21 protein-coding genes are annotated in these 21483 nt (G+C 62.6%); 11 read left to right on the forward strand and 10 right to left on the reverse strand.

The window, feature by feature from the left end; translation table 11 throughout:
- Positions 1-23 precede the first annotated feature (23 nt).
- Complete coding sequence (locus tag GIV35_RS05400; RefSeq protein WP_003192227.1) at positions 24-728, forward strand: YebC/PmpR family DNA-binding transcriptional regulator; 705 nt, start codon at positions 24-26, stop codon at positions 726-728.
- 122 nt (positions 729-850) lie between these two features.
- Here the strand turns inward: GIV35_RS05400 and GIV35_RS05405 are convergent, their stop codons facing one another.
- Complete coding sequence (locus GIV35_RS05405) at positions 851-2149, reverse strand: protein kinase (protein WP_236265966.1); 1299 nt, start codon at positions 2147-2149, stop codon at positions 851-853.
- A gap of 37 nt (positions 2150-2186) precedes the next feature.
- Positions 2187-3281, reverse strand: a complete 1095-nt coding sequence (zapE, locus tag GIV35_RS05410) for a cell division protein ZapE (RefSeq protein WP_105227207.1) — start codon at positions 3279-3281, stop codon at positions 2187-2189.
- A 181-nt stretch (positions 3282-3462) separates the two neighbouring features.
- On the opposite strand from zapE, the gene GIV35_RS05415 reads away from it, so the two are divergent.
- The 7 genes from GIV35_RS05415 (at position 3463) to GIV35_RS05445 (ending at position 9787) form a co-directional block, all read left to right on the forward strand.
- On the forward strand, positions 3463-3963 hold the full coding sequence (locus tag GIV35_RS05415; RefSeq protein WP_430459279.1) for a Csu type fimbrial protein: 501 nt from the start codon (positions 3463-3465) through the stop codon (positions 3961-3963).
- On the forward strand, positions 3957-4502 hold the full coding sequence (locus GIV35_RS05420) for a spore coat protein U domain-containing protein (protein ID WP_105227206.1): 546 nt from the start codon (positions 3957-3959) through the stop codon (positions 4500-4502). Before GIV35_RS05415 ends, GIV35_RS05420 begins: the two co-directional genes overlap by 7 nt.
- A gap of 18 nt (positions 4503-4520) precedes the next feature.
- Entirely contained in the window at positions 4521-5063 is a 543-nt protein-coding gene (locus tag GIV35_RS05425) for a Csu type fimbrial protein (RefSeq protein ID WP_236265343.1), read from the forward strand.
- Positions 5064-5065: 2 nt separating this feature from the next.
- Complete coding sequence (locus tag GIV35_RS05430; protein WP_054897269.1) at positions 5066-5554, forward strand: Csu type fimbrial protein; 489 nt, start codon at positions 5066-5068, stop codon at positions 5552-5554.
- A 25-nt stretch (positions 5555-5579) separates the two neighbouring features.
- Entirely contained in the window at positions 5580-6368 is a 789-nt protein-coding gene (locus tag GIV35_RS05435; protein WP_198715898.1) for a fimbrial biogenesis chaperone, read from the forward strand.
- Positions 6369-6440: 72 nt separating this feature from the next.
- Positions 6441-8789 (forward strand): fimbria/pilus outer membrane usher protein, encoded by a 2349-nt coding sequence (locus tag GIV35_RS05440; RefSeq protein ID WP_236265346.1) that lies wholly within the window; start codon positions 6441-6443, stop codon positions 8787-8789.
- A complete protein-coding gene (locus GIV35_RS05445) occupies positions 8786-9787 on the forward strand; it encodes a Csu type fimbrial protein (RefSeq protein WP_236265341.1) in 1002 nt (333 codons plus the stop codon). Before GIV35_RS05440 ends, GIV35_RS05445 begins: the two co-directional genes overlap by 4 nt.
- Here the strand turns inward: GIV35_RS05445 and GIV35_RS05450 are convergent.
- Both GIV35_RS05450 and GIV35_RS05455 read right to left on the reverse strand, forming a co-directional pair.
- Positions 9784-10521, reverse strand: a complete 738-nt coding sequence (locus GIV35_RS05450) for an anti-sigma factor family protein (protein ID WP_034127926.1) — start codon at positions 10519-10521, stop codon at positions 9784-9786. The two genes, GIV35_RS05445 and GIV35_RS05450, sit on opposite strands and share 4 nt — an antisense overlap.
- Positions 10518-11024, reverse strand: a complete 507-nt coding sequence (locus GIV35_RS05455; protein WP_054897273.1) for a sigma-70 family RNA polymerase sigma factor — start codon at positions 11022-11024, stop codon at positions 10518-10520. The genes GIV35_RS05450 and GIV35_RS05455 overlap by 4 nt, the downstream gene beginning before the upstream one ends.
- 167 nt (positions 11025-11191) lie before the next feature.
- Here GIV35_RS05455 and GIV35_RS05460 point away from each other — a divergent pair, with 167 nt between their 5' ends.
- Entirely contained in the window at positions 11192-12274 is a 1083-nt protein-coding gene (locus GIV35_RS05460) for a catalase family peroxidase (RefSeq protein WP_236265340.1), read from the forward strand.
- Entirely contained in the window at positions 12271-12810 is a 540-nt protein-coding gene (locus GIV35_RS05465; protein ID WP_032896571.1) for a cytochrome b, read from the forward strand. Before GIV35_RS05460 ends, GIV35_RS05465 begins: the two co-directional genes overlap by 4 nt.
- A 157-nt stretch (positions 12811-12967) precedes the next feature.
- On the opposite strand, the gene GIV35_RS05470 is transcribed toward GIV35_RS05465, so the two are convergent.
- Entirely contained in the window at positions 12968-14119 is a 1152-nt protein-coding gene (locus tag GIV35_RS05470; RefSeq protein ID WP_202692027.1) for a M14 family metallopeptidase, read from the reverse strand.
- A gap of 465 nt (positions 14120-14584) precedes the next feature.
- Positions 14585-14878 (reverse strand): DUF6124 family protein, encoded by a 294-nt coding sequence (locus tag GIV35_RS05475; RefSeq protein ID WP_105229150.1) that lies wholly within the window; start codon positions 14876-14878, stop codon positions 14585-14587.
- A 178-nt stretch (positions 14879-15056) separates the two neighbouring features.
- Here GIV35_RS05475 and GIV35_RS05480 point away from each other — a divergent pair, with 178 nt between their 5' ends.
- Positions 15057-15692 (forward strand): LexA family protein, encoded by a 636-nt coding sequence (locus GIV35_RS05480; protein WP_105227202.1) that lies wholly within the window; start codon positions 15057-15059, stop codon positions 15690-15692.
- Here GIV35_RS05480 and GIV35_RS05485 read toward each other — a convergent pair.
- The 4 genes from GIV35_RS05485 to GIV35_RS05500 form a co-directional block, all read right to left on the reverse strand.
- Positions 15689-17614 carry an acetyl/propionyl/methylcrotonyl-CoA carboxylase subunit alpha gene (locus tag GIV35_RS05485; RefSeq protein ID WP_105227201.1) on the reverse strand — a complete coding sequence of 642 codons (1926 nt, stop codon included), beginning with the start codon at positions 17612-17614 and terminating at the stop codon, positions 15689-15691. The genes GIV35_RS05480 and GIV35_RS05485 overlap by 4 nt on opposite strands.
- Positions 17611-18417, reverse strand: coding sequence for a gamma-carboxygeranoyl-CoA hydratase (locus tag GIV35_RS05490; RefSeq protein WP_034127920.1), 807 nt, complete (start codon positions 18415-18417; stop codon positions 17611-17613). The genes GIV35_RS05485 and GIV35_RS05490 overlap by 4 nt, the downstream gene beginning before the upstream one ends.
- Positions 18418-18578: 161 nt before the next feature.
- Entirely contained in the window at positions 18579-20186 is a 1608-nt protein-coding gene (locus tag GIV35_RS05495; RefSeq protein WP_127880722.1) for a carboxyl transferase domain-containing protein, read from the reverse strand.
- 12 nt (positions 20187-20198) lie between these two features.
- The gene (locus tag GIV35_RS05500; RefSeq protein ID WP_032896578.1) at positions 20199-21362 is read right to left on the reverse strand and encodes an isovaleryl-CoA dehydrogenase; all 1164 of its coding nucleotides are present in this window, start codon (positions 21360-21362) and stop codon (positions 20199-20201) included.
- Positions 21363-21483 lie beyond the last annotated feature (121 nt).

Raw genomic sequence — 21483 nt, forward strand, 5'->3', positions numbered from 1 at the left:
CGATGGAAATAAGAGAGTGAGTCATGGGCGCACAGTGGAAAGTCAAACATAAAGAAGCGGCAGCCAATGCCAAGGGCAAGATTTTCGGCAAGCTGGTGAAAGAAATCACCATCGCCGCCCGCAACGGCGCCGATACCGCGACCAACGCGCACCTGCGCCTGGTGGTGGAACAGGCCAAAAAAGCCTCGATGCCCAAGGAAACCCTGGACCGCGCGATCAAAAAGGGCGCCGGTCTGCTCGGTGAGACCGTGCAATACCACCGCGTGACCTACGAAGGTTTCGCGCCGCACCAGGTGCCTTTGATCGTCGAGTGCGTGACCGACAACATCAACCGCACCGTGGCGGAAATCCGCGTGGCCTTCCGCAAGGGCCAGCTGGGCGCTTCCGGTTCGGTGGCCTGGGATTTCAACCATGTGGGCCTGATCGAAGCATCGCCGGACACGCCGGACGCCGATCCAGAAATGGCCGCCATCGAAGCCGGCGCCCAGGACTTTGAAGAGGGTGAAGAAGGCGCCACCTTGTTCATTACCGAAACCACCGACCTGGATGCCGTGCAGAAAGCCTTGCCGGAGCAGGGCTTTACCGTGCTGTCGGCCAAGCTGGGCTATATCTCCAAGAACCCGGTCAGCGGTTTGACCGATGAGCAGATGGCTGAAGTCGAGGCGTTCCTGGAAGGCCTGGACAACCATGATGATGTGCAGGATATGTTTGTCGGCCTGGCGGGCTGATTTCTATCTGAGTACACGCGGTTAATATGTGGGAGCGGGCTTGCTCGCGAATGCGGTGGAACAGCCAATACATCTGTTGACTGTCACACCGCATTCGCGAGCAAGCCCGCTCCCACATGGGTTCAGGGGTGCTGCAGAGATTCCAGCAGGGCCTCGATCTCTTCGAAGCTCGGTCGCGCCAGTACATCCGGCTGGCAGCAGCGTTGTTTCAGTGCCTGCAAGCTTTCGTCACTGGCCTCAACCCGCTCCAACAACTCCCCCAGCAGCACCCCGAACGCCCGCACTTCAATACGCTGCAGCGCACGGGTTTCCAGGGTGTCCGCCGTGGCATGGAATGACGCCGCGCCAAAGTCTCCGAGCAAGCAATCACCCGCTGCGTTCCACAAAATATTGTGACCATACAGGTCACCATGGGTAATGCCGTGCCGATGCAGGTGCGCCGCCACCGAAGCAACGCCCCGCGCCATGCGCAGTGCCACGTCCAGGCTGAAACCGATGGTGGGTTCGTAGACATCCCGCGTGCACGACGCGAGGCTCGGCAGGGCTGCGAGGTTACGGTAACTCGGGTCGATCAGCTCCATCACCAGCGCGGCCTGGGTGTCGGGGTGGCCGATGACGCGTCCTTCAACCTTGATCAGGTTGGGATGCAGCCCGGCAGCGATGCAGGCTTGCATTTCATGCAGCGGTGAACCGTCGCTGGTGATGGTGCCCTTGTACAGCTTGACCGCGACTGGCAACACACGGGGTTTCCACAGCGCCTTGCGAATGATCCCCGAAGCGCCTTCGCCCAGGACTTCGCCCATTTCCAGTTCCTGCCAGGCGATGTTCGGCGTCGCCTCGTCAGCGCTTACCTGCACGGCCATTTCCACCGGATTGCCGGCATAGGCCAGCCAGGTCAGGCTCGGCAGGGTCAGCAGCCACTGCGGCAGGTGGGTGAGGCGGTTGGAGGCGATACGGATCAACTCCAGGTTTTGGCACTGGGCCAGGCTTGGCGGCAGGTCGGTCAACTGGTTACCGGCCAACATCAATTTTTGCAGTAACGGGCGCTGACCCAGTTCATCGGGCAATTGGCTGATGCAGTTGTCGGTGAGGATTAGCCAGCGCAACTGTGGCGGCAGGGCGGCGGCGGCTACCTGGCTGATCTGGTTGGCCTTGAAGCCGATCATGCTCAGTTTGGCGCACTGGCCCAGGCATTCGGGCAGTTCGGTAAAAGCGTTGTCCGAACAGAACAGCACACGCAGGTGTGTCAGGCGGTGCAGGTCGTCGGGCAGGCTGCTCAGGGCGTTGCCGGTGAGGTTGAGGATTTCCAGCGAATCGGCCAGTTCGAAGATTTCCCGGGGGAACTCGGTCAGCCCGCAGGCCAGGTCCAGGCGCGTAACGCCAGCCAATTGGCCAGCCTTGAGTTGGGCGAGGGTATTCATGCAGGGCGCAGTGCTCGGAAGGAGGCGTAAAAGGCGCTCATGATAGCGGCTCGGGCGCGGGTTGCGGGGACAGCGTGTGCAATTGGCGCAGGCGGCTGGCGGTGCGGGCGAGGTCGATGGCCTGGCCTTCCAGGCATTTATCCAGGGGCTGGTGACCGATAAGTGTCAGTTGCTTGTCCTGGTCGTAGAGCACGTCTACCAGGTTGATAAAGCGCTGTTGCACGGCGATGGGGCATTCGGCCAGATGCGGCAGGCCGTCGATGATCCAGTGGTCGAAGTCCTGGCACAACAACAGGTAATCCATGACCGCCGTGAGCTGTTGGCACAGGTCGTTGAAGGTAAATGCGATGGTTCGTGCCTGAAGGCCTCGGCACTGTAACTGACGAGTGCCGACCTTCAGGGTTTGCGCCGGGCAATCTGTGGCAGGCAGGCCCAGGCTTTCACGCTGGCCTGCCGTACCTGGCCATACATACTGGCCGCCCGTGAAGCGTTGTTGGGCGTGGGCCTGAGCCAGGCTGCGAAAGTCCTGAGGCGCACTGACTTCCAGCACCTCCATGCGCGAGGCGATCAGCTCGATCACCGGCTTGAAGCGTTCGTGGTACAGCGGGTTGGGCAGCAAGCCTTCGGGTGGGTAGTTGGAGGTCACCAGCACCAGCACGCTGCGCTGGAACAGGGCCTTGAACAGGCGGCTGATAAGCATCGCATCGCCGATATCGTGCACATGGAATTCGTCGAAACACAGCACCCGGCAGCCGGCCAGCAGCTCGTCCAGAGTGACGCCCAAGGCATCGTCATGCTCGCGGTGCAGGAACATGCCCTGATGCAGCCGGGCGAAGAAGGTGTGGAAATGCACGCGCTGTTTCTCGGCGATGGGCAGTGCCTGGAAAAATCCGTCCAACAGCCAGCTTTTGCCGCGCCCCACCGGGCCGTGCAGGTACAGGCTGCGCGTTGCCTGGCCGTTGAGCAGGTGCTGGGCCTCGCGATTCAGGGCGGTAATCGCCCGGATTTGCCCATCACTGAGGGTATAGCCCTGTTGTACGGCTTTTTTTTGAAAATACGCCGGGATAGGCGAGGCGCCCGAGGCGTCGGTTTTTTTACCCAGCAGGCGCTGGAGCAGGGCAAGCACGGCCAAGAATAATCACTCTGTATTGCGGTGGTCGTTCACTGTAGGACGCTCGATGCCATTTGACCAATAGGGAAGGGCCCCAAGCCATGCAAACTGGCACTTTCGCGTTAACTGGCTAACCTCATACACAGTTGTCACCCCTGTATAAGGAATTGGGGCTGTGAAGGGACCGGCGGTATTGGCTGTCATGGGCACGATGCTCTGCAACACGGTGTTTGCTGCGCAGCTCCAGGTGCAGGTGCGCATCGACGTGCAACGGGGTTGCCAGTTGGTGGGCAGCACCCGTAGTGCAGGTATCGAGCAACTTGGCGTATTGGATTTCGGCAGCGGCCCGCGTCTGGATGACCCGGCCGGCCCCCTGAGTGCGGCCCTGATCAGCCAACGCCAACCGCGCCTGGAATGTAACCCCGACACGCCTTACCAAGTGCGAGTTGACGGCGGCCTGCATGGCGGTGTCGGCGAAGTGCGTTATCTCGCCAATCCGGCGCCCTCCAGTCGGCCCATCCCCTATCGAATCTATGCCGACGCCGCGCGGCTGATCCCCTTGCCGGTGGACGTGCCGATCAGCGGCCGCGTGCCGGACACCGGCTCTGTCGACTTGCCGCTGTATGGCCGCATCGAACCGCTCAAAGGCATTCCCGCTGTCGGCCGTTATTCCGACCTGCTCAAGGTCACGGTCACATGGTAAGCCGCTACCTGGCCGTGACGGCCCTGGGCGGCCTGCTGTTGCTGGCGGACGACGCGCAGGCGGCGGTGGTCAACGGCCAGGTCCACGCGCGTTTGGTGATCACCGCCAGTTGCGAAGTGAGCAAAGACGTGGAAACCGCGCCGGTCACGCCTGAGGGCGGCACGGCGCTAATGGATTTCGGCAGCCAGGGGCCGACCTGGAGCAACACGCTGGGCGCGTCGATTTCCGATGCCGACAAGGCGCCGCTGTCGGTGTCCTGCAACCCCTCGGTGGTCAGCAGTTTCACGGTAACCATCGACGGCGGCGCCAATGGCGACGGCACCACGCGGCGCCTGAGCAATGGCCGCCAGACCATTCCTTATCGACTGTCGGCTGATGCTCAGGGGCGCAGTGCCTACAGGATCGGCCAGCAACGCAATTTCGTCGTGACCCAGGGCTCCCAGGTACCGATCCCGGTATTCGGTTCCGTGGTGGCGAATACCAGGGCCCTACCGGCCGGCATCTACACAGACACCCTGACGGTGACTCTGGATTGGTAAACCATGAGGATGGATATCATGCATGTACTTGTATCGCGAATCGGCCACTGTGCCCTGGGCCTGGGGCTGGCGTCCAGCCTGAACGCGGCGACCACGGTGACCGGGCAGATCAGTTCCAGCCTGACCTTGATCGCCAGTTGCCAGGTCAATGGCTCCGGGGCGGCCACCGGGCTGAATTTCGGTAGCTTGAATTTCGGTACCACCAACAGCCTGTTTACCAATGCCGACGCCCAGTTGCTCGGCGGCACCGGTACCGGCGGCGCGTTGTCGATCCTGTGTTCGGCTGGCACCGCGCCAACAATCAAGGTGCGTGCCGGCGCCCACGACGGTGCTTCCCCCGGTGGCACTCGTGCGCTGGCCGATGGCGTGGGTAACTTCGTGCCCTACGATTTCTACACTGACAGCGGGCGTTCAGCGCTGTTGGCGATTGACGGCGTGGTGACACTCGCCACCAGTACCGGCGTGGCGCAGACCGTCAACCTTTACGGCCGGGCGGTGGGCAAGGAGGGTCTGCCGGCGGGCACCTACACCGACACCGTGGCCGTGGAACTGACGTTCTAACAATGTGGCCCAGGGTGTTGCTCGCCATCGGCCTGGCGATGCCGTTGCCGCTGTCGGCGGTGGTCAACCAGAGCTTCCAGGTGAGTGCGACCATCACGCCGGGCTGTCTGATCGTGGGCGGCGGCGCCAACTACGGCACCTTGGCCTACGGCAGCTATTCGGCCCTGGCCACCAGCACGGTCACAGCGGCTCTCACTGGCGGCGTAACCCTGCAATGCACGCCGGGCGTGGCCCTGAGCATGAGCGTGGATGGCGGCCTGTACAGCAGCACCGGACGCAATTTGCAGCTCAACAGTGGCAGCGCGCGGGTGGCTTACCAATTGTTTCGCGATGCGGCGTTCAGCCAGAGCCTCGGCATCAACCAGAGCGTCAGCGTGACCTACAGCGATGCGAGCAACATCAGCCTGCCGATTTACGGGCGGGTGGTTTTACCGGGCAATCAGCCTGGGGGGACGTACAGCGACACGCTGCAGGTGCAGCTGACGTGGTAGGGCTAACGGTTTAAGGAGGGGTGTCATGGGTTGTGCTTTGCGACGGTTATGGACCGCGGGTTTCGCCTTGGGGGCGTTGTGCTCGGCGGGGTTTGTACAGGCGGCCAGTTCAGTGCTGATCTGGCCCATCGACCCGGTGCTGGAGGCTGACCAACAGGCCAGCGCGCTGTGGCTGGAGAACCGTGGCACCGAGACCGCCAACCTGCAGATCCGCGTGTTTGCCTGGAGCCAGAATGGCTTTGACGAGCAGTACCAGAACCAGCGCGATGTGATCGGCAGCCCGCCGGTGGCCAAGATTGAGCCGGGCCAGAAGCAACTGGTGCGCTTGACCCGCACCCGGGAGGTACCGCCGGGGCAGGAGTTGGCCTATCGCATCATCATTGACGAAATCCCCTCGGCGCTGCAGGTGCCGGCGCCGCCTGTGGGCAAGAACACGGCAGCGGCGATTCGCTTTCAGATGCGCTATTCGGTGCCATTGTTTGCCTACGGCGCTGGCCTGTGGAGCAAGGACGACGCCACCCGCCAACGTGACCCCAAGGGCGCGGGCAAGCCGCAGTTGAGCTGGCAAAAGGTCAACGTGGCAGGGCGCAACTACATCGAGGTGCGCAACCAGGGCGCTGTGCATGCGCGGCTTACCGATGCGTCATTCAAACAGGGCGGGCAGACGCGGCCGTTGGTGGACGGCTTGCTCGGCTATGTGCTGCCGGGCGCGAGCATGCGCTGGCCGGTACCGGATGCCGTGTCGGCCGACCAGCCGTTGCAGGTCCGGGTCAACGGCGCGCCGCAACTGGAGAGCCTGGCGCCCAAGCGATAGCCGTGATGTAGCGCAACGGGCACACGCCCGGGTTTTCACAGGATGGAGATGTCCATTGAAGGACACAACGCCATGGTGAGTCGTGGTTGGGCTCGGGTTTTATGGCCGTCGGTGGCAGTGGCAAGCGGGCTGTGGGGCGCAGCGATGGCGGGCGACTTGCCGCCGCCGCCCGGCAGCATGGAGGCAGTTGCCGATGCACAGCTGTTTCTGGAACTGGTGGTCAACCAGATGGACACCGGCCGCGTCATCGCGGTCGAGCAGCGCGCCGGCCAGCTGTTTGTGCCGGCCAGCGCGTTGCAGGATGTGGGCATGAAACTGCCCGGTGAGCCCGTCGGCAGTGTGGCCCTGGACCAGGTGCCGGGCCTGCACAGCGACTACGACAGCAACGGCCAGCGCCTGCTGCTGGATGTGCCGCCCTCCTGGCTGCAGGAACAGTTCATCGGCAACCGCAATACCTATCCGCGTACTCAGGCCATGAGCAGCTTCGGCGCCTTGCTCAACTATGACGTGTATTTCAATGACACCGACGATGGCGGCAGTTACCTCGCGGCCTGGAACGAAGTACGGCTGTTCGACACCTGGGGCACCTTGTCCAACACCGGGCAACTGCGCCAGACCCTGTCCGATGGAATCAGCGGCGGCACCCTCGACAATGGTTACCGACGTTACGACACCACCTGGCGTTTTTCCGACGATGAGCGCCTGCTGACCTACGAGGCCGGCGACGTGATCAGTGGCGCGCTGCCGTGGAGTAGCTCGGTGCGCCTGGGCGGGGTGCAACTGTCCCGGGATTTTGCCGTGCGCCCCGACCTGGTCACGTACCCCTTGCCGCAGTTTGCCGGTGAGGCGGCGGTGCCCTCGTCGGTGGACCTGTTTATCAACGGCTACAAATCCGACAGCGCGCGACTGCAACCCGGCCCCTACACCCTGACCAACATCCCATTCATCAACGGTGCCGGCGAGGCCGTGGTGGTCACCACCGATGCCCTGGGCCGCCAAGTGTCGACCACGGTACCGTTCTACGTCACCAGCACCTTGCTGCAACAAGGCTTGACGGACTTTTCGCTGGCCGCCGGTACCTTGCGCCGTGACTACACCCTACGGGACTTCGGCTACGGACCGGGCGTGGCCAGTGGCACGTTCCGCTATGGCTATTCCGATAACCTGACCCTGGAGAGCCACGCCGAAGCCTCCAGCGACCTGAGCCTCGGCGGACTCGGCGGCAACCTGCGCCTGGGCAACTTCGGCGTGCTCAATACCGCCCTCAGCCAGAGCCAGTTCGACAGCCGCACGGGCCAGCAACTGAGCCTCGGTTACCAGTACAACAGCACGCGCTACAGCTTTATGTACCAACGGGTGGAACGTCGCGACGACTACGCCGACCTGACCCTGGTCGATACCCCATACGCCAGCCTCAGCAAGCGCAGCGAGCAGGTGACCTTGAGCCTCAACCTTCAACGTTTCGGCAGCCTGGGCCTGGGCTATTTCGACGTGCAGGCGGCGGACGACTCGCGCACGCGCCTGCTCAACCTGAGCTGGAGCAAACCGTTGTGGCGCAACACCAGCTTTTATCTGTCAGCCAACCGCGAAATCGGTGATAGCAACTGGGCCATGCAAGCGCAACTGGTCATCCCGTTCGACCTCAACGGCAGCCTGGCCTTGAGCACCGAGCGCAGCAAGGACGGCGCCAGTCGCCAGCGCATCAACTACAGCCGCGCGGTGCCCAGCGAAGGCGGGGTGGGCTACAACCTCGGCTATGCCCAGGGCGATGCCCCCAGCTATCGACAGGCCGACCTGACCTGGCGCTTGCAGTCGGTGCAGTTGCAGGCCGGCGTGTACGGCAGCAGTGAGGCCATGACGCGCTGGGCCGATGCCAGCGGCTCGCTGGTGTGGATGGGCGGCGAAACCTTTGCCGCCAACCGCATCAATGACGCCTTTGTGGTAGTGAGCACCCAGGGCTTTGCCGGGATTCCGGTGTGCTACGAAAACCAGCTGGTGGGCCAGACCGACCGCAACGGCCATTTGCTGGTGCCGTGGAGCAGTGCCTATTACCGCGGCAAATACGAGATCGACCCCTTGAACCTGCCGGCGAATGTGCAAAGCCCCAATGTTGAGCAGCGCGTATCGGTACGCCGTGGCAGCGGTTACTTGCTGGAATTCCCCCTGCGCCGGGTGCTCGCTGCAAGCATCACTCTGGTGGACCGCCAGCATCAGGAGTTGCCGCTGGGCAGCCTGGTAGTGCACGAGCAAAGCAACACCCAAGCGGTGGTCGGCTGGGATGGCCTGGTGTATCTGGAAAACCTCAGCGCGCACAACACCTTGCAGGTCACCCTCGGTGAGGGCCGCACCTGCCAGGCGACATTCGATATTGATGAGCAGCAACAGGACGTGCCCTTGATCGGGCCATTAGTGTGCCAATGAGGGATCGAACAGGGAGTGTTCAGGTGAGGGGCAGCGTAGGGTTATATGGCGTAGGTTTGTTGTTTTGCGGGCAGGCGATGGCGGCGTGTTCGGTGGTGTCCACCGTGCCGGCCAGTTTCGGCTCGATCAGCTCGATGACGGTGCGCACCGCTGCGCAAACCAGCTCTACGACTAATTCGGGGTTGAGTTGCACCTCAGCGTTGATATCGCTGCTGGTGTCTACCGACCACTTTTACGCCACGATCACATCGTCGCAAAGTGGCATGGTCGGGCCGACCGGTGATGTGATCAGCTATACGATTTATGGCAACAACAGCACCAGCTATCCCATCACCCGTGGCAGCCAATTCGATTTCGGCGGCGCTGGCGGCATCGCCCAGAGCATTGGCCTGATCGCAGGACCCGGCGCGAAAACCGTACCGCTGTACCTGAGCAGCATCACCGGCAGCAACGTCGCCGCCGGGGTGTACATCGAGACATTGAGCATCGCCTGGGTGTGGAATTATTGCTCGGGGATCGGCCTTGGCGGCATTTGCCTGGGACGTGACACTGGCAGTGGCACGGCATCGCTGACCGTCAGCATGACCGTGACCAAAGACTGCCAGATCACCGCCCCGAATATCAGCTTCGGCAGCGCGCCGGTGGTCAGTGGGTTTACCGCGGTGAGCGGGCAGACCATCAACATCGCCTGCACCAAGGGCAGCGCCTATACCGTGGGCTTGAGCGATGGCCAGAACCCGGTGAGTGTCGGCGGCCGGCGACGTATGGTTTCCGGCGGCAATTACCTGGCCTATGACATTTTCAAAAGTGCCGGCACCACGCGCTGGGGCAGTGTCGGCGCGGCGCGGCGGGCCAGCTCCACGGCCGAGGTCAACCCTGGCAACGGCTTGGGCGTCGGTAGCCAGGTGTACAACTACAACGCCAAGGTCTACACCGATCAGCCCACCCCACCGGCCGGCACCTACCTGGATAACGTGGTACTGGACGTCGGTTTCTAGAATGGCGTCTGTAACGCGGCGGCCTGATCCACCGGGCTGACCATCGCATAGTTGTAGCCGCCGCCCGACCAGTAGTCGGCCTGCAAGCCATCGGCACTGCGGCTGCCGCGAGGCAGAAAACCGTTGTTCGGGCCCGGCGGGCGGATGTAGAAGCTGATGCGCCGGCCTTGGGCGTCCTGGTACAGCACCATGGCTGCCGCGCCTTGGTCGGTGGTGAGCAGGCGCCCGCTGACCGGCTTGAAGCCGGCTTGGCTCAGGTCGGGCAGGCGATGGGCCTGGTTGAAGTAACGGTCGAGCCAGGCCTGCATGGTGCCGCGGTCCTGGGCGTTGTAGTCGGCGGGCATGATGCCGTCCTGGGCAAACAGGCGGTAGGCCTGCATGGCGTCGGTCATCGGCAACAGCGGCGGCTGGGTGGCTTCACGGGCGTGCCAACCGCCAACCCCGCCGAGGCTCACGGCGATCAGCAACAACGCCGCCGTGGCCAGGTGCCGACGGGACTGTTTCTTGATGCGCTGGCGAATCAGCGCCGGGTCCAATGCTGGGTTGTGCGGCTGTTGCAGGGCGCCGCTCAATGACGCACGCAGCAGCTGCGCATCCTGTTGCCAGGCCTGTACCTGGGCCGCCACTTCGGGGTGGCTGGCCAGCCAGGTTTCAAGCACACGGCGATCAGTGTCGAGCAATTGGTGATCGACGTAGGCGTGTAAATCGCGTTCGCTGGGGGGCAGGCTGATCATTTGAGTCTCCGCAGGGCAGGGCCGGTCATTTCGCCATCGCTGAGTTGACGCAGCGCTTGGCGTGCGCGGGACAGGCGTGACATCACGGTGCCGATGGGCACCTTGAGGATCTCGGCCACTTCCTTGTAGCTCAAGCCCTCGACGGACACCCACAGCAACAGGGCGCGCTGTTCGGTGTTCAGTTGGTCGAAGGCTTGCAGGGTGGATTGGGCCAGCACCGTGCGTTCCACCGAAGGTTGCACGTCATCGCGGCCGGTGAAGAATTCGAGCATGCGCGCATAGCGGCGGTTGCGGCGGTGGGCGTCGAGGAACTGCCGGTAGAGGATCGAAAACAGCCAGGCGCGCAGATCGCCCTCGATACGTTTATCGGCCCAGGCGACGATGGCGCGCTCCAGGGTCGATTGCACCAGGTCATCGGCGCTGCTGCTGTTGCGCGTCAGGGACAGGGCAAAACGCCGCAACCTGGGAATGAGTTCACGTAACTGTTCGTCGAGTTCATGCATGGGCGTCTGGCTGGTCACTACGCTGGGACTAGAGAGACGTCCGGCGTTGAAGGTTATTCCCCGTCCCGCAAAATAAATCCAGGGCCTGGGAATAGAGCCAATCGGCGTTCGTCTTAATGCTCCGACCTTATGTTTCAGCCTGAGGCCTCTGGCCCTGGAGTTCCTGCATGGTAGATCACTCATCACCCCCCCGTCCTCCTTTGAGCACTGCGAGCCTGATCGCACGACTTGCCGGCATCGGTGCCGTGGTTGCGGTTGTTGCCGGGGCATTTGCCTACGTCAATGGCACGCTCGACCCACAACGCCTGCGGCCAAAAACCTTGGTCAATGCTCTTGAAACCAATAACGGCGTGCATCCGGGCTTTCGCCGTAACCATGCCAAGGGCGTATGCGTGGCGGGTTATTTCGAGAGCAGTACCGAGGCCCGTGCCTATTCCAACGCCCAGGTGTTCAGCGAGGCCAAGACTCCGATCATCGGCCGCTTTGCCTTGCCCAGCGGCAACCCCTACGCGCCGGACAGCAGTGTGCCGATTCGCAGTTTCGCCGTGCAGTTCAGCCAGGCCAACGGCCAGCAATGGCGTACGGGGATGAACAGCATGCCAGTGTTCCCGGTGGGCACGCCCGAGGCGTTTTACCAGTTGCTCAAGGCCGGCGCGCCAGACCCGGCCACCGGCAAGCCGAACCCGTCAAGCATGCCGGCGTTTTTTGCCGCACACCCGGAGACAGCGCCATTCCTGGCCTGGGTCAAGACCGCCAAGCCATCGGCCAGTTATGCGACTGAAACCTATAACGGCATCAACGCGTTTTACCTGGTGGCTGCCGATGGTACGCGTCAGGCCGTGCGTTGGGAGGTGGTGCCCCAGAGCCAGGACGCGGCGGGTGATACCGCACCTGCTGGCAGTGACTTCCTCGAGCAGGACTTGGTGCGACGCCTGGCCGCCGGGCCGTTGCGTTGGCAGTTGAACATGACCCTGGCCAACCCCGGCGACCCGCTGGCCGACGCAAGCAAGACCTGGACCGGCGCGCACAAGGTCCTAAACGCCGGCACGTTGGTGCTGCAAAGCAGCCAGCCCCAGGCAGACGGTGATTGCCGCGATATCAACTTTGACCCGCTGATTCTGCCCAGTGGTATCCAAGCCTCCAACGACCCCTTGCTGGCCGCCCGTTCGGCCGCGTATGCCAGTTCGTACCTGCGCCGCGCCGGTGAAGTCAGCCCGTTGCACAGCGCCCCTCAGGAGTCGAAGCCATGAATGCTCAACCACGGTTCTTTGCGCCCCTGGCGCGCGTGCTGCACTGGCTGATGGCGTTGATGATCATCGCCATGCTGTTTATCGGCGCGGGTCTGGCGGCGTCGGTGTCGGAGCGCCATGAGTGGCTGATCCACCTGCACAAGCCGCTGGGCATTGCGATTCTGGCGCTGGTGATCGTGCGCCTGGCGGTGCGTTTCTCGACGCGCCAACCGCCGTTGCCAGCGGATTTGCCAGTGTGGCAAAGGCTCGCAGCCAAGGCCTCCCATGTGCTGTTGTACGCCTTGATGCTGGTGTTGCCGCTGCTGGGTTGGGCGATGATTTCAGCGGCTGGCGACCCGGTGATGCTCAGCAGTAACCTGCAACTGCCCGCACTGGTGGGGGCGAATGCGCCGTTGTTCGCGCTGTTGCGCAAGGCCCACGGCTACCTGGCCTATCTGCTGTTTCTCACCGTGCTGGTGCATCTGGCGGCCGCGTTGTTCCACGGTTTGATCCGCCGCGATGGTGTCTTGCAAAGCATGACCGGCAGCAAGGATTGACCGCTCTTGTGGCGAGCGAGCTTGCTCGCGCTGGGCTGCGAAGCAGCCCCAAAACAGCCTGCTCGGTGTGTCAGGTGATCCGGCAGTGATTTTCATGGGGCCGCTATGCGGCCCGGCGCGAGCAAGCTCGCTCGCCACAAAGAGCTCGCCTCGGGGGTTAGCGCAAACGCCCGACGATATCAGCGACGCTGCTCAACACGTCCTTGCCCAACTGTTTTGAACGATCGCCTGACCAGCCAGTTCGCAGGTTAGGCGCGTCGTCATTGTCCTTGAAGGGCATTTCCAGGGTCAGGGACAGGCAGTCGTATTTTTCTCCTACCGCGTTGCAGGCCAGGGTCATGTTGGCTTGGCCGGGCAGGTCGCGGGTGTAGCCGTGGGTGGTCTGGAAGTCTCGTGTCAGGTGGCTCAAATGGCTGCGGAAGTGTTTTTCCAGGGCTTCGATACGCGGGGTGTAGCCAGGGTTGCCTTCGCAGCCGGCGGTGAACACGTAGGGGATTTCTTCATCGCCGTGGATGTCGAGGAACATATCCACGCCGTACTTTTCCATCTGTTGCTGGACGAACAGGACTTCGGGGCTGAGTTCCTGGCTGGCGCTTTGCCAGGCGCGGTTCAGGTCCTGGCCCATGGCGTTGGTGCGCAGGTGGCCGTGGAAGGCGCCATCCGGGTTCATGTTTGGTACCAGGTACAGATCGGCGACGGCCAGCAGTTTTTTCAGTTCGTCGTCGCCGTCCTTTTGCAGGCGCTCAATCACGCCCTCCATAAACCATTCGGCCATGTGTTCCCCGGGGTGCTGCTGGGCGATGATCCACACCTTGCGCCGGCCCTCGATTCCTTTGCCTCGGCGCAGCAGTTGAATATCGCGGCCTTCAGCGCTCTTGCCGGTGGCCAGCAGGGTGACCCCGGCGTACTTCAGGGCTTGCTCGATCAGCCAGTCATGGCGTTCACGGCTGTAGGGCTCGAAGTAGGCAAACCAGGCGTGCTTTTCCCGGGTCTGGAGGTTGATGTGCAGGATCTCGCCATCAAAGCGCGTCGGTACCCGGAACCAGTTGATATGGTCGTAGGACGCCACGGCGTTGTAGCCGCTCCAGGCATGCTTGTAGGACGAGCGCCCTGCGTTGCTCAAGCGAAAGGTATGGGTGTGCCCCGCGTGCATGCCTTCGGCCTTGAAGTGGAACCATTGGTAGTGATCGCTGCGGGTGTCGGGTTTGATTGCCAGCAACAACTGATAAGCGTCGCTGGCATCCAGGACCTGAATGTTGCCGCTGTCGAAGTCGGTGCTGATCTTGATGGAGGTCAAGGCCACGGTCATAGTCTGGTTGCCTGAATATGAGTGATGTGGCGGCTATCTTACACAGACGTTCGGTAAAACCTGGATGCAAAAATTGTTGCAGGGGGAGGGGGCGTCATCCCTGACGCCGCCGCAGCTTAGAGTCTATGAGATTGATTCTCAAGCGCTAATTCGCAGAGATACGCGCTAGAGCACTCGGACGACTTTCTTTGGGCGATAGTCTTTTGCTACCATGCGCGCCATCAAGCAACACACAGTCTTCATTAGCCTGAAGCCATGCCAGGAAAACTGGCAAAAAAAAGACCCGGCCAAAGAGCCGGGTCAAAAACCGTGATTAGCCTGATGAGGAGATATTCCAAGAGTCCGACCTAAGGTCTCTTGGTCTATCGACTGATCTCGCGATCAGTTGAGCCCAATAATAATCATTATCATTTGCAAGTCAAATGTTTTTATCCGTGGGATAGAAATATTTTTCTTTCATACCTGCTAAGCGTTTGCCGCCGCTCTTGGCGCTTGCAACGACCGCTCCACCATCGCCTTCGCCATATCGATCAAATACACCACCGAAAACGCCAGGTCGCGCTGGTTGCCCTGATGGCTGCACGCCGACTCGTAGGCGGTTGCCGCTGCACTGCGCAACAGGTCCGAGGCGTGTATCAGGGCCTCCTCCTGGCTGACTTCGGGTTTGATCGCGAACATGGCCCCGTCCGAATCCGGCGTCGACCGATTTTCTTTCAAGTAGTAGTCCAGTGCGCGCTGGGCCGCGCCACTGTTGCACATGTCGTTTACTTCAGTCAGTTCGGGCGTTGGGTGCGTGCGGGTCGTCATAAGCGGCAATACTCCGGTGGGTGTCGAAATCCTTGGGCTTGATGATAGTACGTATCGTATTCCTGTCGTTTTATGGATTACTACAAACTGTTTATTGCCCGCAAAAATGGGCGCCGTATTGTGATGCGCCATGGATAACTGGATAGCGTTGGTCAAGGCCAACATGAAAGACCGCAAGGTCACGCAGGATGAACTGGCGCGGCGCCTGGGCATGTCCCAGGGCGGCGTCGGCCATTGGCTCAATAAACGCCGTGTGCCGAGCCTGGCAGACATGAACCGCGTGCTCGCCGAACTGGGGTTGGGGTATTTGGAGGTGGCGCTGGAGATTCGTGAACGGGCCGCGCAAGTGCCGGAACTGGACCCCCACTACAATCCGTATTTCCGCTACCCGGTCAGCGACTGGAAGCAGGCCTGCGAGCTGCGTGAGGAGCGTGCGCCTTATAGAGCCGAGCGCTACGAATTGACCGACTACCACGCCCGAGGCGAGGCATTCTGGTTGCCGGTGACGGGAGACGCCATGACCGCCCCCACGGGCATGAGCATTGCGGCTGGCATGATGATCCTGGTTGACCCGGCCATCGCACCCGAGCCCGGCAGGCTGGTGGTGGCCCAATGGGCCGGTAACCCCCGGGCCACCTTTCGCCAATTGCAGGAAAAAAGCGGCCAGCACTACCTGGTGCCGCTCAACCCCACTTACCCCAAGGTGCTGCTCACCGACGGCTGCCGCCTCCTGGGTGTGGTGGTGCAAGCCACGGCGAAGTTCTAGCCGGCCGTTTCAAGCTCCACCAGCGCGCTGCCTTCGGCTACCATTTCACCTTCCTGGCAGAACAGCGCCTTGACCACCCCGGCGTGGGGCGCACGGATGCTGTGTTCCATCTTCATGGCTTCGAGCACCACCAGTTGAGTACCCGCCTCAACGGTTTGGCCCACCTCCACGAGCACCCGCACGATGCTGCCGTTCATGGGGGCGGTGAGGCCGCCCTGATGGGATTGACTGGCCTCGACCGCCGCAATCGGGTCGAACAGGCTCACGGCATGCATCTCGCCGTCCCAACGCAGGTACAGGCTGCCTTCACTGCGCACCGCCAGATGAGCACGGCGCACACCCTGATGTTCAGTCAGCAACTGTTCACCGCATAACTGAGACGGTTGCCCGGTCAGTGTCACCAACCGATCCTGCCCATTGCAGCTCAAGTGCAGCGACACCTCGGCAGGCAGGCCCACGCGAAAGCCCTGGTGACTGGCCCAAGGCCCGTCACCCATCGGCAAGCTCTGCATAAACGCCGAGCCCGCCGCTTGCCAGAACTCATCGCTCAAGGCTCCTGGCGTCGGCAACAGCTCACCCTGATAGCGCGGGATAAACCCGGTATCCAACTCGGCCGCGGCAAACGCAGGGTGCCCGATGATGCGCCGCAAAAAGCCCAGGTTGGTCTTGAGCCCGCCGACCGCAAACTCATCCAGCATGCTCAATAAGCGCAGGCGCGCCTGTTCGCGGTCTTCACCCCAGGCAATCAACTTGCCGAGCATCGGGTCGTAGAACGGCGACACGCTGTCGCCTTGCTCGACGCCGCTATCCACCCGACGTCCAGGGCCCGGGCTGGACTCGCGGTACAGCGCCAGGTGCCCGGTGGCCGGCAGAAAGTCATTGGCCGGGTCTTCGGCATATAACCGCACTTCAATTGCATGACCGTTCAACGCGACCTGCTCTTGCGTGATCGGCAGCGCCTCGCCCTGGGCAACTCGGATCTGCCAGGCCACCAGGTCGAGGCCGGTAATGGCTTCGGTCACCGGATGTTCCACTTGCAGCCGCGTGTTCATCTCCATGAAGAAAAACTCGCCACGGGCATCCAGCAAAAACTCCACCGTACCTGCGCCGACATACCCGATGGCCTGGGCAGCGCGCACGGCCGCTTCGCCCATGGCCCGGCGCTGCTCGACACTCAAGCCGGGTGCCGGGGCTTCTTCCACGACTTTCTGATGGCGCCGCTGGATCGAGCAGTCGCGCTCATTGAGGTACAAGCAATGACCCTGCTGGTCGGCAAACACTTGGATCTCGACATGCCGCGGCTTGAGCAGGTATTTCTCCACCAGCATCTGCCCGTTGCCGAACGACGACAGCGCCTCACGCTGGGCGGAAGCCAGGGCTTCGGCCAGTTGGCTGACGTCCTCGACCACTTTCATGCCCTTGCCACCGCCACCCGCCGTGGCCTTGAGCAGCACCGGGTAGCCGATACGCTCACAGGCGGCGCGGAAGGTCTCCAGGTCCTGGGCCTCGCCGTGATAACCCGGCACAAGGGGTACGCCAGCTGTTTCCATCAGGGCCTTGGCCGCGGATTTGCTGCCCATGGCGTCGATGGCCGAGGCGGGCGGGCCGAGGAAGATCAAGCCTGCCGCCTCGATGGCCCGGGCGAAGCCGGCGTTTTCCGAGAGGAAGCCGTAGCCGGGGTGAATCGCCTGGGCGCCGCTGGCATGGGCGGCGGCAATCAGCTTGTCGATTTGCAGGTAACTGTCGGTGGCCTTGCTGCCGCCCAGGTCGACGCGGATATCGGCTTCACGGCTATGGCGGGCATCGCGGTCGATGGCGCTGTGCACAGCCACGGTGGTCAACCCCATGGCCTTGGCGGTACGCATGACCCGGCAGGCGATTTCGCCACGGTTGGCCACCAGAACGGTGGTGAGTGTGCTCATGAACGCGGCTCCTGGGTTTGCCAACTTGGCGCACGTTTTTGCAGAAATGCACGCAAACCTTCCTGGCCCTCGGCGCTCACCCGGATGCGCGCAATGGCGTTTTCGCAATAGCGGCGCAGCGCGGGGGTGAGGGCACCGTTGCCCACTTCGCGCAGCAAATCCTTACTGGCACGCATGGCCGCCGGGCTGTTTTGCAGCAGGTTGGTGACCCACTGGTCCACCTGTTGATCCAGGCTCTCGGCGGGATAACTTTCCGCCAGCAAGCCGATCTCCCTTGCGCGTTGGCCGCCGAACCGCTCGGCTGTGAGTGCATAACGACGGGCAGCGCGTTCGCCGATGGCCTGCACCACGAACGGGCTGATCACCGCCGGCGCCAGGCCGATACGCACTTCCGACAGGCAGAACTGCGCGTCATCGGCACCGATGGCCATGTCACAGCAGCTGATCAGGCCCAGCGCGCCCCCGTAGGCCGCACCTTGCACCACCGCCAGCGTGGGGATTTTCAGTTTGGACAGGTTGTACATCAGCTCCGCCAGTTCCCGGGCGTCGTCCAGGTTGGTGTGGTAGTCCAGCTCGGCCGATTGCTGCATCCAGGCCAGGTCGGCACCGGCGCTGAAGTGTTTGCCGCGCCCGCGCAGTACCAGGAAGCGCAGGGACGGGTCGCCTTGTACGCGGTCAAGGGCCAGGATCAGCTCGCGGATCATCTCGGCGTTGAACGCGTTGTTCTTGGCTTCGCGGCTGAGCCACAGCGTGGCAAAGCCACGGCGGTCAGTGATCAGTTCGAGGGTGTTGAAGTCGCTCATGCAAGGAGCTCCATGATAATGAGAGGCCTCCTGTAGGAGCGAGCTTGTTGTGGCGAGCAAGCTTGCTTGCGCTGGGGTGCGCAGCGCCCCCAAAAAAGCCGGGACTGCTGCGCAGTCAGCGGGAGCAAGCTCCCTCGCCACAACAGGCGCGCTCCTACAGGTTACATGCGGAACACGCCGAAGCGGCTCGGCTCGATGGGGGCGTTCAGTGCGGCGGACAAGGCCAGGGCCAGCACGTCACGGGTCTGCAGCGGGTCGATCACGCCGTCATCCCACAAGCGCGCGCTGGAGTAGTAGGGATGGCCCTGGGTTTCATACTGGTCGAGGATCGGCTGCTTGATCGCGGCTTCCTCCTCGGCACTGAAACCGTTGCCGGCGCGCTCAGCCTGTTCGCGCTTGACCTGCGCCAACACCCCGGCGGCCTGTTCGGCCCCCATCACGCCAATGCGTGCGTTGGGCCACATCCACAAAAAGCGCGGGTCGTATGCGCGGCCACACATCCCATAGTTCCCCGCACCAAAGCTGCCACCGATGATCACGGTGAATTTCGGCACCTTGGCGCACGCCACGGCGGTGACCAGCTTGGCGCCGTGCTTGGCAATACCGCCGGCTTCGTACTTCTGGCCGACCATGAAGCCGGTGATGTTTTGCAGGAACAGCAGCGGAATCCCGCGCTGGCAGGCCAGTTCGATAAAATGCGCGCCTTTTTGCGCGGCTTCGGCGAAGAGGATGCCGTTGTTGGCCAGGATCGCTATCGGGTAGCCATGCAAGTGCGCAAAGCCGCACACCAGGGTCGTGCCGAACAGGGCCTTGAACTCATCGAACACCGAGCCGTCCACCAGCCGTGCGATGACTTCGCGCACATCAAAGGGTTGCTTGGCATCCGCCGGGATCACGCCGTACAACTCTTCGCTGCTGTACAGCGGCGCCACCGGCGAGCGTTGCAGCAGCTCACCCTGCTTGCGCCAATTGAGGTTGGCCACGCTGCGCCGCGCCAGCGCCAGGGCGTGCTCATCGCTGTCGGCATAGTGGTCGGCCACGCCCGAGACCTTGCAGTGCACATCGGCACCGCCCAGGTCTTCGGCGCTCACCACTTCACCGGTGGCAGCCTTCACCAGCGGCGGGCCGGCGAGGAAGATGGTGGCTTGCTGGCGCACCATGATCGCTTCGTCGGCCATGGCCGGCACGTAGGCGCCGCCGGCGGTGCACGAGCCCATCACCACGGCAATCTGGGGAATGCCCTGGGCGCTCATATTGGCCTGGTTGAAGAAGATCCGCCCGAAGTGCTCACGGTCGGGGAATACCTCGTCCTGGCGCGGCAGATTGGCGCCACCGGAGTCCACCAGGTAGATACACGGCAGGCGGTTCTGCTCGGCGATGGTCTGGGCGCGCAGGTGTTTTTTAACGGTCAGCGGGTAGTAGGAGCCGCCTTTGACCGTGGCATCGTTGGCCACAATCATGCATTCGACGCCTTCCACCCGGCCGATGCCGGCAATCACCCCGGCAGCCGGGACGTCTTCGCCATATACCTGGTGGGCGGCCAGTTGGCTCAGCTCGAGAAACGGCGAGCCCGGGTCGAGCAGGCGGTTGATACGCTCGCGGGGCAACAGTTTTCCGCGTGACGTGTGGCGTTCCTGGGCCTTGGCGCCGCCACCTTGATGGACGTGGGCGAGCAGGCTGTGCAGGGCGTCGACCTGTTCAAGCATCGCCGCGCGGTTGGCGGCGAATTCCGCCGAGCGCGGGTTGAGCTGGGTGTGCAGGGTGGCCATGGGCGTGCTCCTTCAGCGGGTTTCGTTGAACAGTTCGCGACCGATCAACATCCGCCGAATCTCACTGGTGCCCGCACCAATTTCGTAGAGCTTGGCGTCACGCAGCAGGCGCCCGGCGGGGAATTCATTGATATAGCCATTGCCGCCCAGAATCTGGATTGCATCCAGGGCCATTTGCGTGGCGCGCTCGGCGCTGTAGAGGATCACGCCCGCAGCGTCCTTGCGCGTGGTCTCGCCGCGTTCGCACGCCTGGGCCACCGCGTAGAGGTAGGCGCGGCTGGCGTTGAGCTGGGTGTACATATCGGCGACCTTGCCCTGGATCAACTGGAATTCGCCGATGCTCTGGCCGAACTGCTTGCGGTCGTGGATGTAGGGCACGATCAAGTCCATGCATGCCTGCATGATCCCGGTAGGGCCACCGGAGAGCACCACGCGCTCGTAGTCCAGGCCGCTCATCAACACTTTCACGCCGCCATTGAGCACGCCGAGGATGTTTTCTTCGGGCACCTCGACGTCGTCGAAAAACAGCTCGCAGGTGTTGGAGCCGCGCATGCCCAGCTTGTCGAATTTATTGCTGCGGCTGAAGCCTTTCCAGTCGCGCTCGACGATGAAGGCGGTGATGCCGTGAGGGCCTTTTTCCAGGTCGGTCTTGGCGTAGATCACATAGGTGTTGGCGTCCGGGCCGTTGGTGATCCAGGTCTTGCTACCATTGAGTACGTAATGGTCGCCGCGCTTGTCGGCGCGCAGTTTCATCGACACCACGTCGGAACCGGCATTCGGCTCGCTCATGGCCAGGGCACCGATGTGCTCGCCGCTGATCAGCTTGGGCAGGTACTTGAGTTTTTGTGCGTGGTTGCCGTTGCGGTTGATCTGGTTGACGCACAGGTTGGAGTGCGCCCCGTAGGACAACGCCACCGAGGCCGAGCCACGGCTGATTTCTTCCATGCTCACCACATGGGCCAGGTAACCGAGGCCGGCACCGCCGTATTCCTCGGGCACAGTGATGCCCAGCAGGCCCATGTCGCCGAACTTGCGCCACAGGTCGGCGGGGAACAGGTTGTCGATGTCGATCTGGGCCGCGCGCGGTGCGATCTCCTTGGCCACGAAGGACTGCACCTGGTCGCGCAGCATGTCGATGGTCTCGCCGAGGGCGAAGTTCAGGGACGGGTAACTCATGGACAGGCACCTTAATGTGAGCTTTGTTGTTGTGTGGGCAGGGCGCGGGAGGAGGGCGCTCACCTTTACGTTAACGTAAGCTTGCGTTGCGGCGCTGTCAATCGTAGTTTACGTATACGTC

The organism is Pseudomonas sp. PA-1-6B, assembly GCF_021609545.1.
Classification (GTDB): Bacteria; Pseudomonadota; Gammaproteobacteria; order Pseudomonadales; family Pseudomonadaceae; genus Aquipseudomonas; species Aquipseudomonas fluorescens_BV.

Bases quoted from the DNA above. Each gene is read 5' to 3' on its own strand.
- GIV35_RS05475 (WP_105229150.1), bottom strand. From the start codon at position 14,878: ATGTGCAACAGTGGCGCGGCCCAGCGCGCACTGGACTACTACTTGAAA.
- GIV35_RS05460 (WP_236265340.1), top strand. From the start codon at position 11,192: ATGGTAGATCACTCATCACCCCCCCGTCCTCCTTTGAGCACTGCGAGC.
- GIV35_RS05420 (WP_105227206.1), top strand. From the start codon at position 3,957: ATGGTAAGCCGCTACCTGGCCGTGACGGCCCTGGGCGGCCTGCTGTTG.
- GIV35_RS05400 (WP_003192227.1), top strand. From the start codon at position 24: ATGGGCGCACAGTGGAAAGTCAAACATAAAGAAGCGGCAGCCAATGCC.
- GIV35_RS05435 (WP_198715898.1), top strand. From the start codon at position 5,580: ATGGGTTGTGCTTTGCGACGGTTATGGACCGCGGGTTTCGCCTTGGGG.
- GIV35_RS05425 (WP_236265343.1), top strand. From the start codon at position 4,521: ATGCATGTACTTGTATCGCGAATCGGCCACTGTGCCCTGGGCCTGGGG.
- GIV35_RS05405 (WP_236265966.1), bottom strand. From the start codon at position 2,149: ATGAATACCCTCGCCCAACTCAAGGCTGGCCAATTGGCTGGCGTTACG.
- GIV35_RS05470 (WP_202692027.1), bottom strand. From the start codon at position 14,119: ATGACCGTGGCCTTGACCTCCATCAAGATCAGCACCGACTTCGACAGC.
- GIV35_RS05455 (WP_054897273.1), bottom strand. From the start codon at position 11,024: ATGCATGAACTCGACGAACAGTTACGTGAACTCATTCCCAGGTTGCGG.
- GIV35_RS05430 (WP_054897269.1), top strand. From the start codon at position 5,066: ATGTGGCCCAGGGTGTTGCTCGCCATCGGCCTGGCGATGCCGTTGCCG.
- GIV35_RS05495 (WP_127880722.1), bottom strand. From the start codon at position 20,186: ATGGCCACCCTGCACACCCAGCTCAACCCGCGCTCGGCGGAATTCGCC.
- GIV35_RS05465 (WP_032896571.1), top strand. From the start codon at position 12,271: ATGAATGCTCAACCACGGTTCTTTGCGCCCCTGGCGCGCGTGCTGCAC.
- GIV35_RS05500 (WP_032896578.1), bottom strand. From the start codon at position 21,362: ATGAGTTACCCGTCCCTGAACTTCGCCCTCGGCGAGACCATCGACATG.
- GIV35_RS05480 (WP_105227202.1), top strand. From the start codon at position 15,057: ATGGATAACTGGATAGCGTTGGTCAAGGCCAACATGAAAGACCGCAAG.
- GIV35_RS05445 (WP_236265341.1), top strand. From the start codon at position 8,786: ATGAGGGATCGAACAGGGAGTGTTCAGGTGAGGGGCAGCGTAGGGTTA.
- GIV35_RS05485 (WP_105227201.1), bottom strand. From the start codon at position 17,614: ATGAGCACACTCACCACCGTTCTGGTGGCCAACCGTGGCGAAATCGCC.
- GIV35_RS05490 (WP_034127920.1), bottom strand. From the start codon at position 18,417: ATGAGCGACTTCAACACCCTCGAACTGATCACTGACCGCCGTGGCTTT.
- GIV35_RS05440 (WP_236265346.1), top strand. From the start codon at position 6,441: ATGGTGAGTCGTGGTTGGGCTCGGGTTTTATGGCCGTCGGTGGCAGTG.
- GIV35_RS05450 (WP_034127926.1), bottom strand. From the start codon at position 10,521: ATGATCAGCCTGCCCCCCAGCGAACGCGATTTACACGCCTACGTCGAT.
- GIV35_RS05415 (WP_430459279.1), top strand. From the start codon at position 3,463: ATGGGCACGATGCTCTGCAACACGGTGTTTGCTGCGCAGCTCCAGGTG.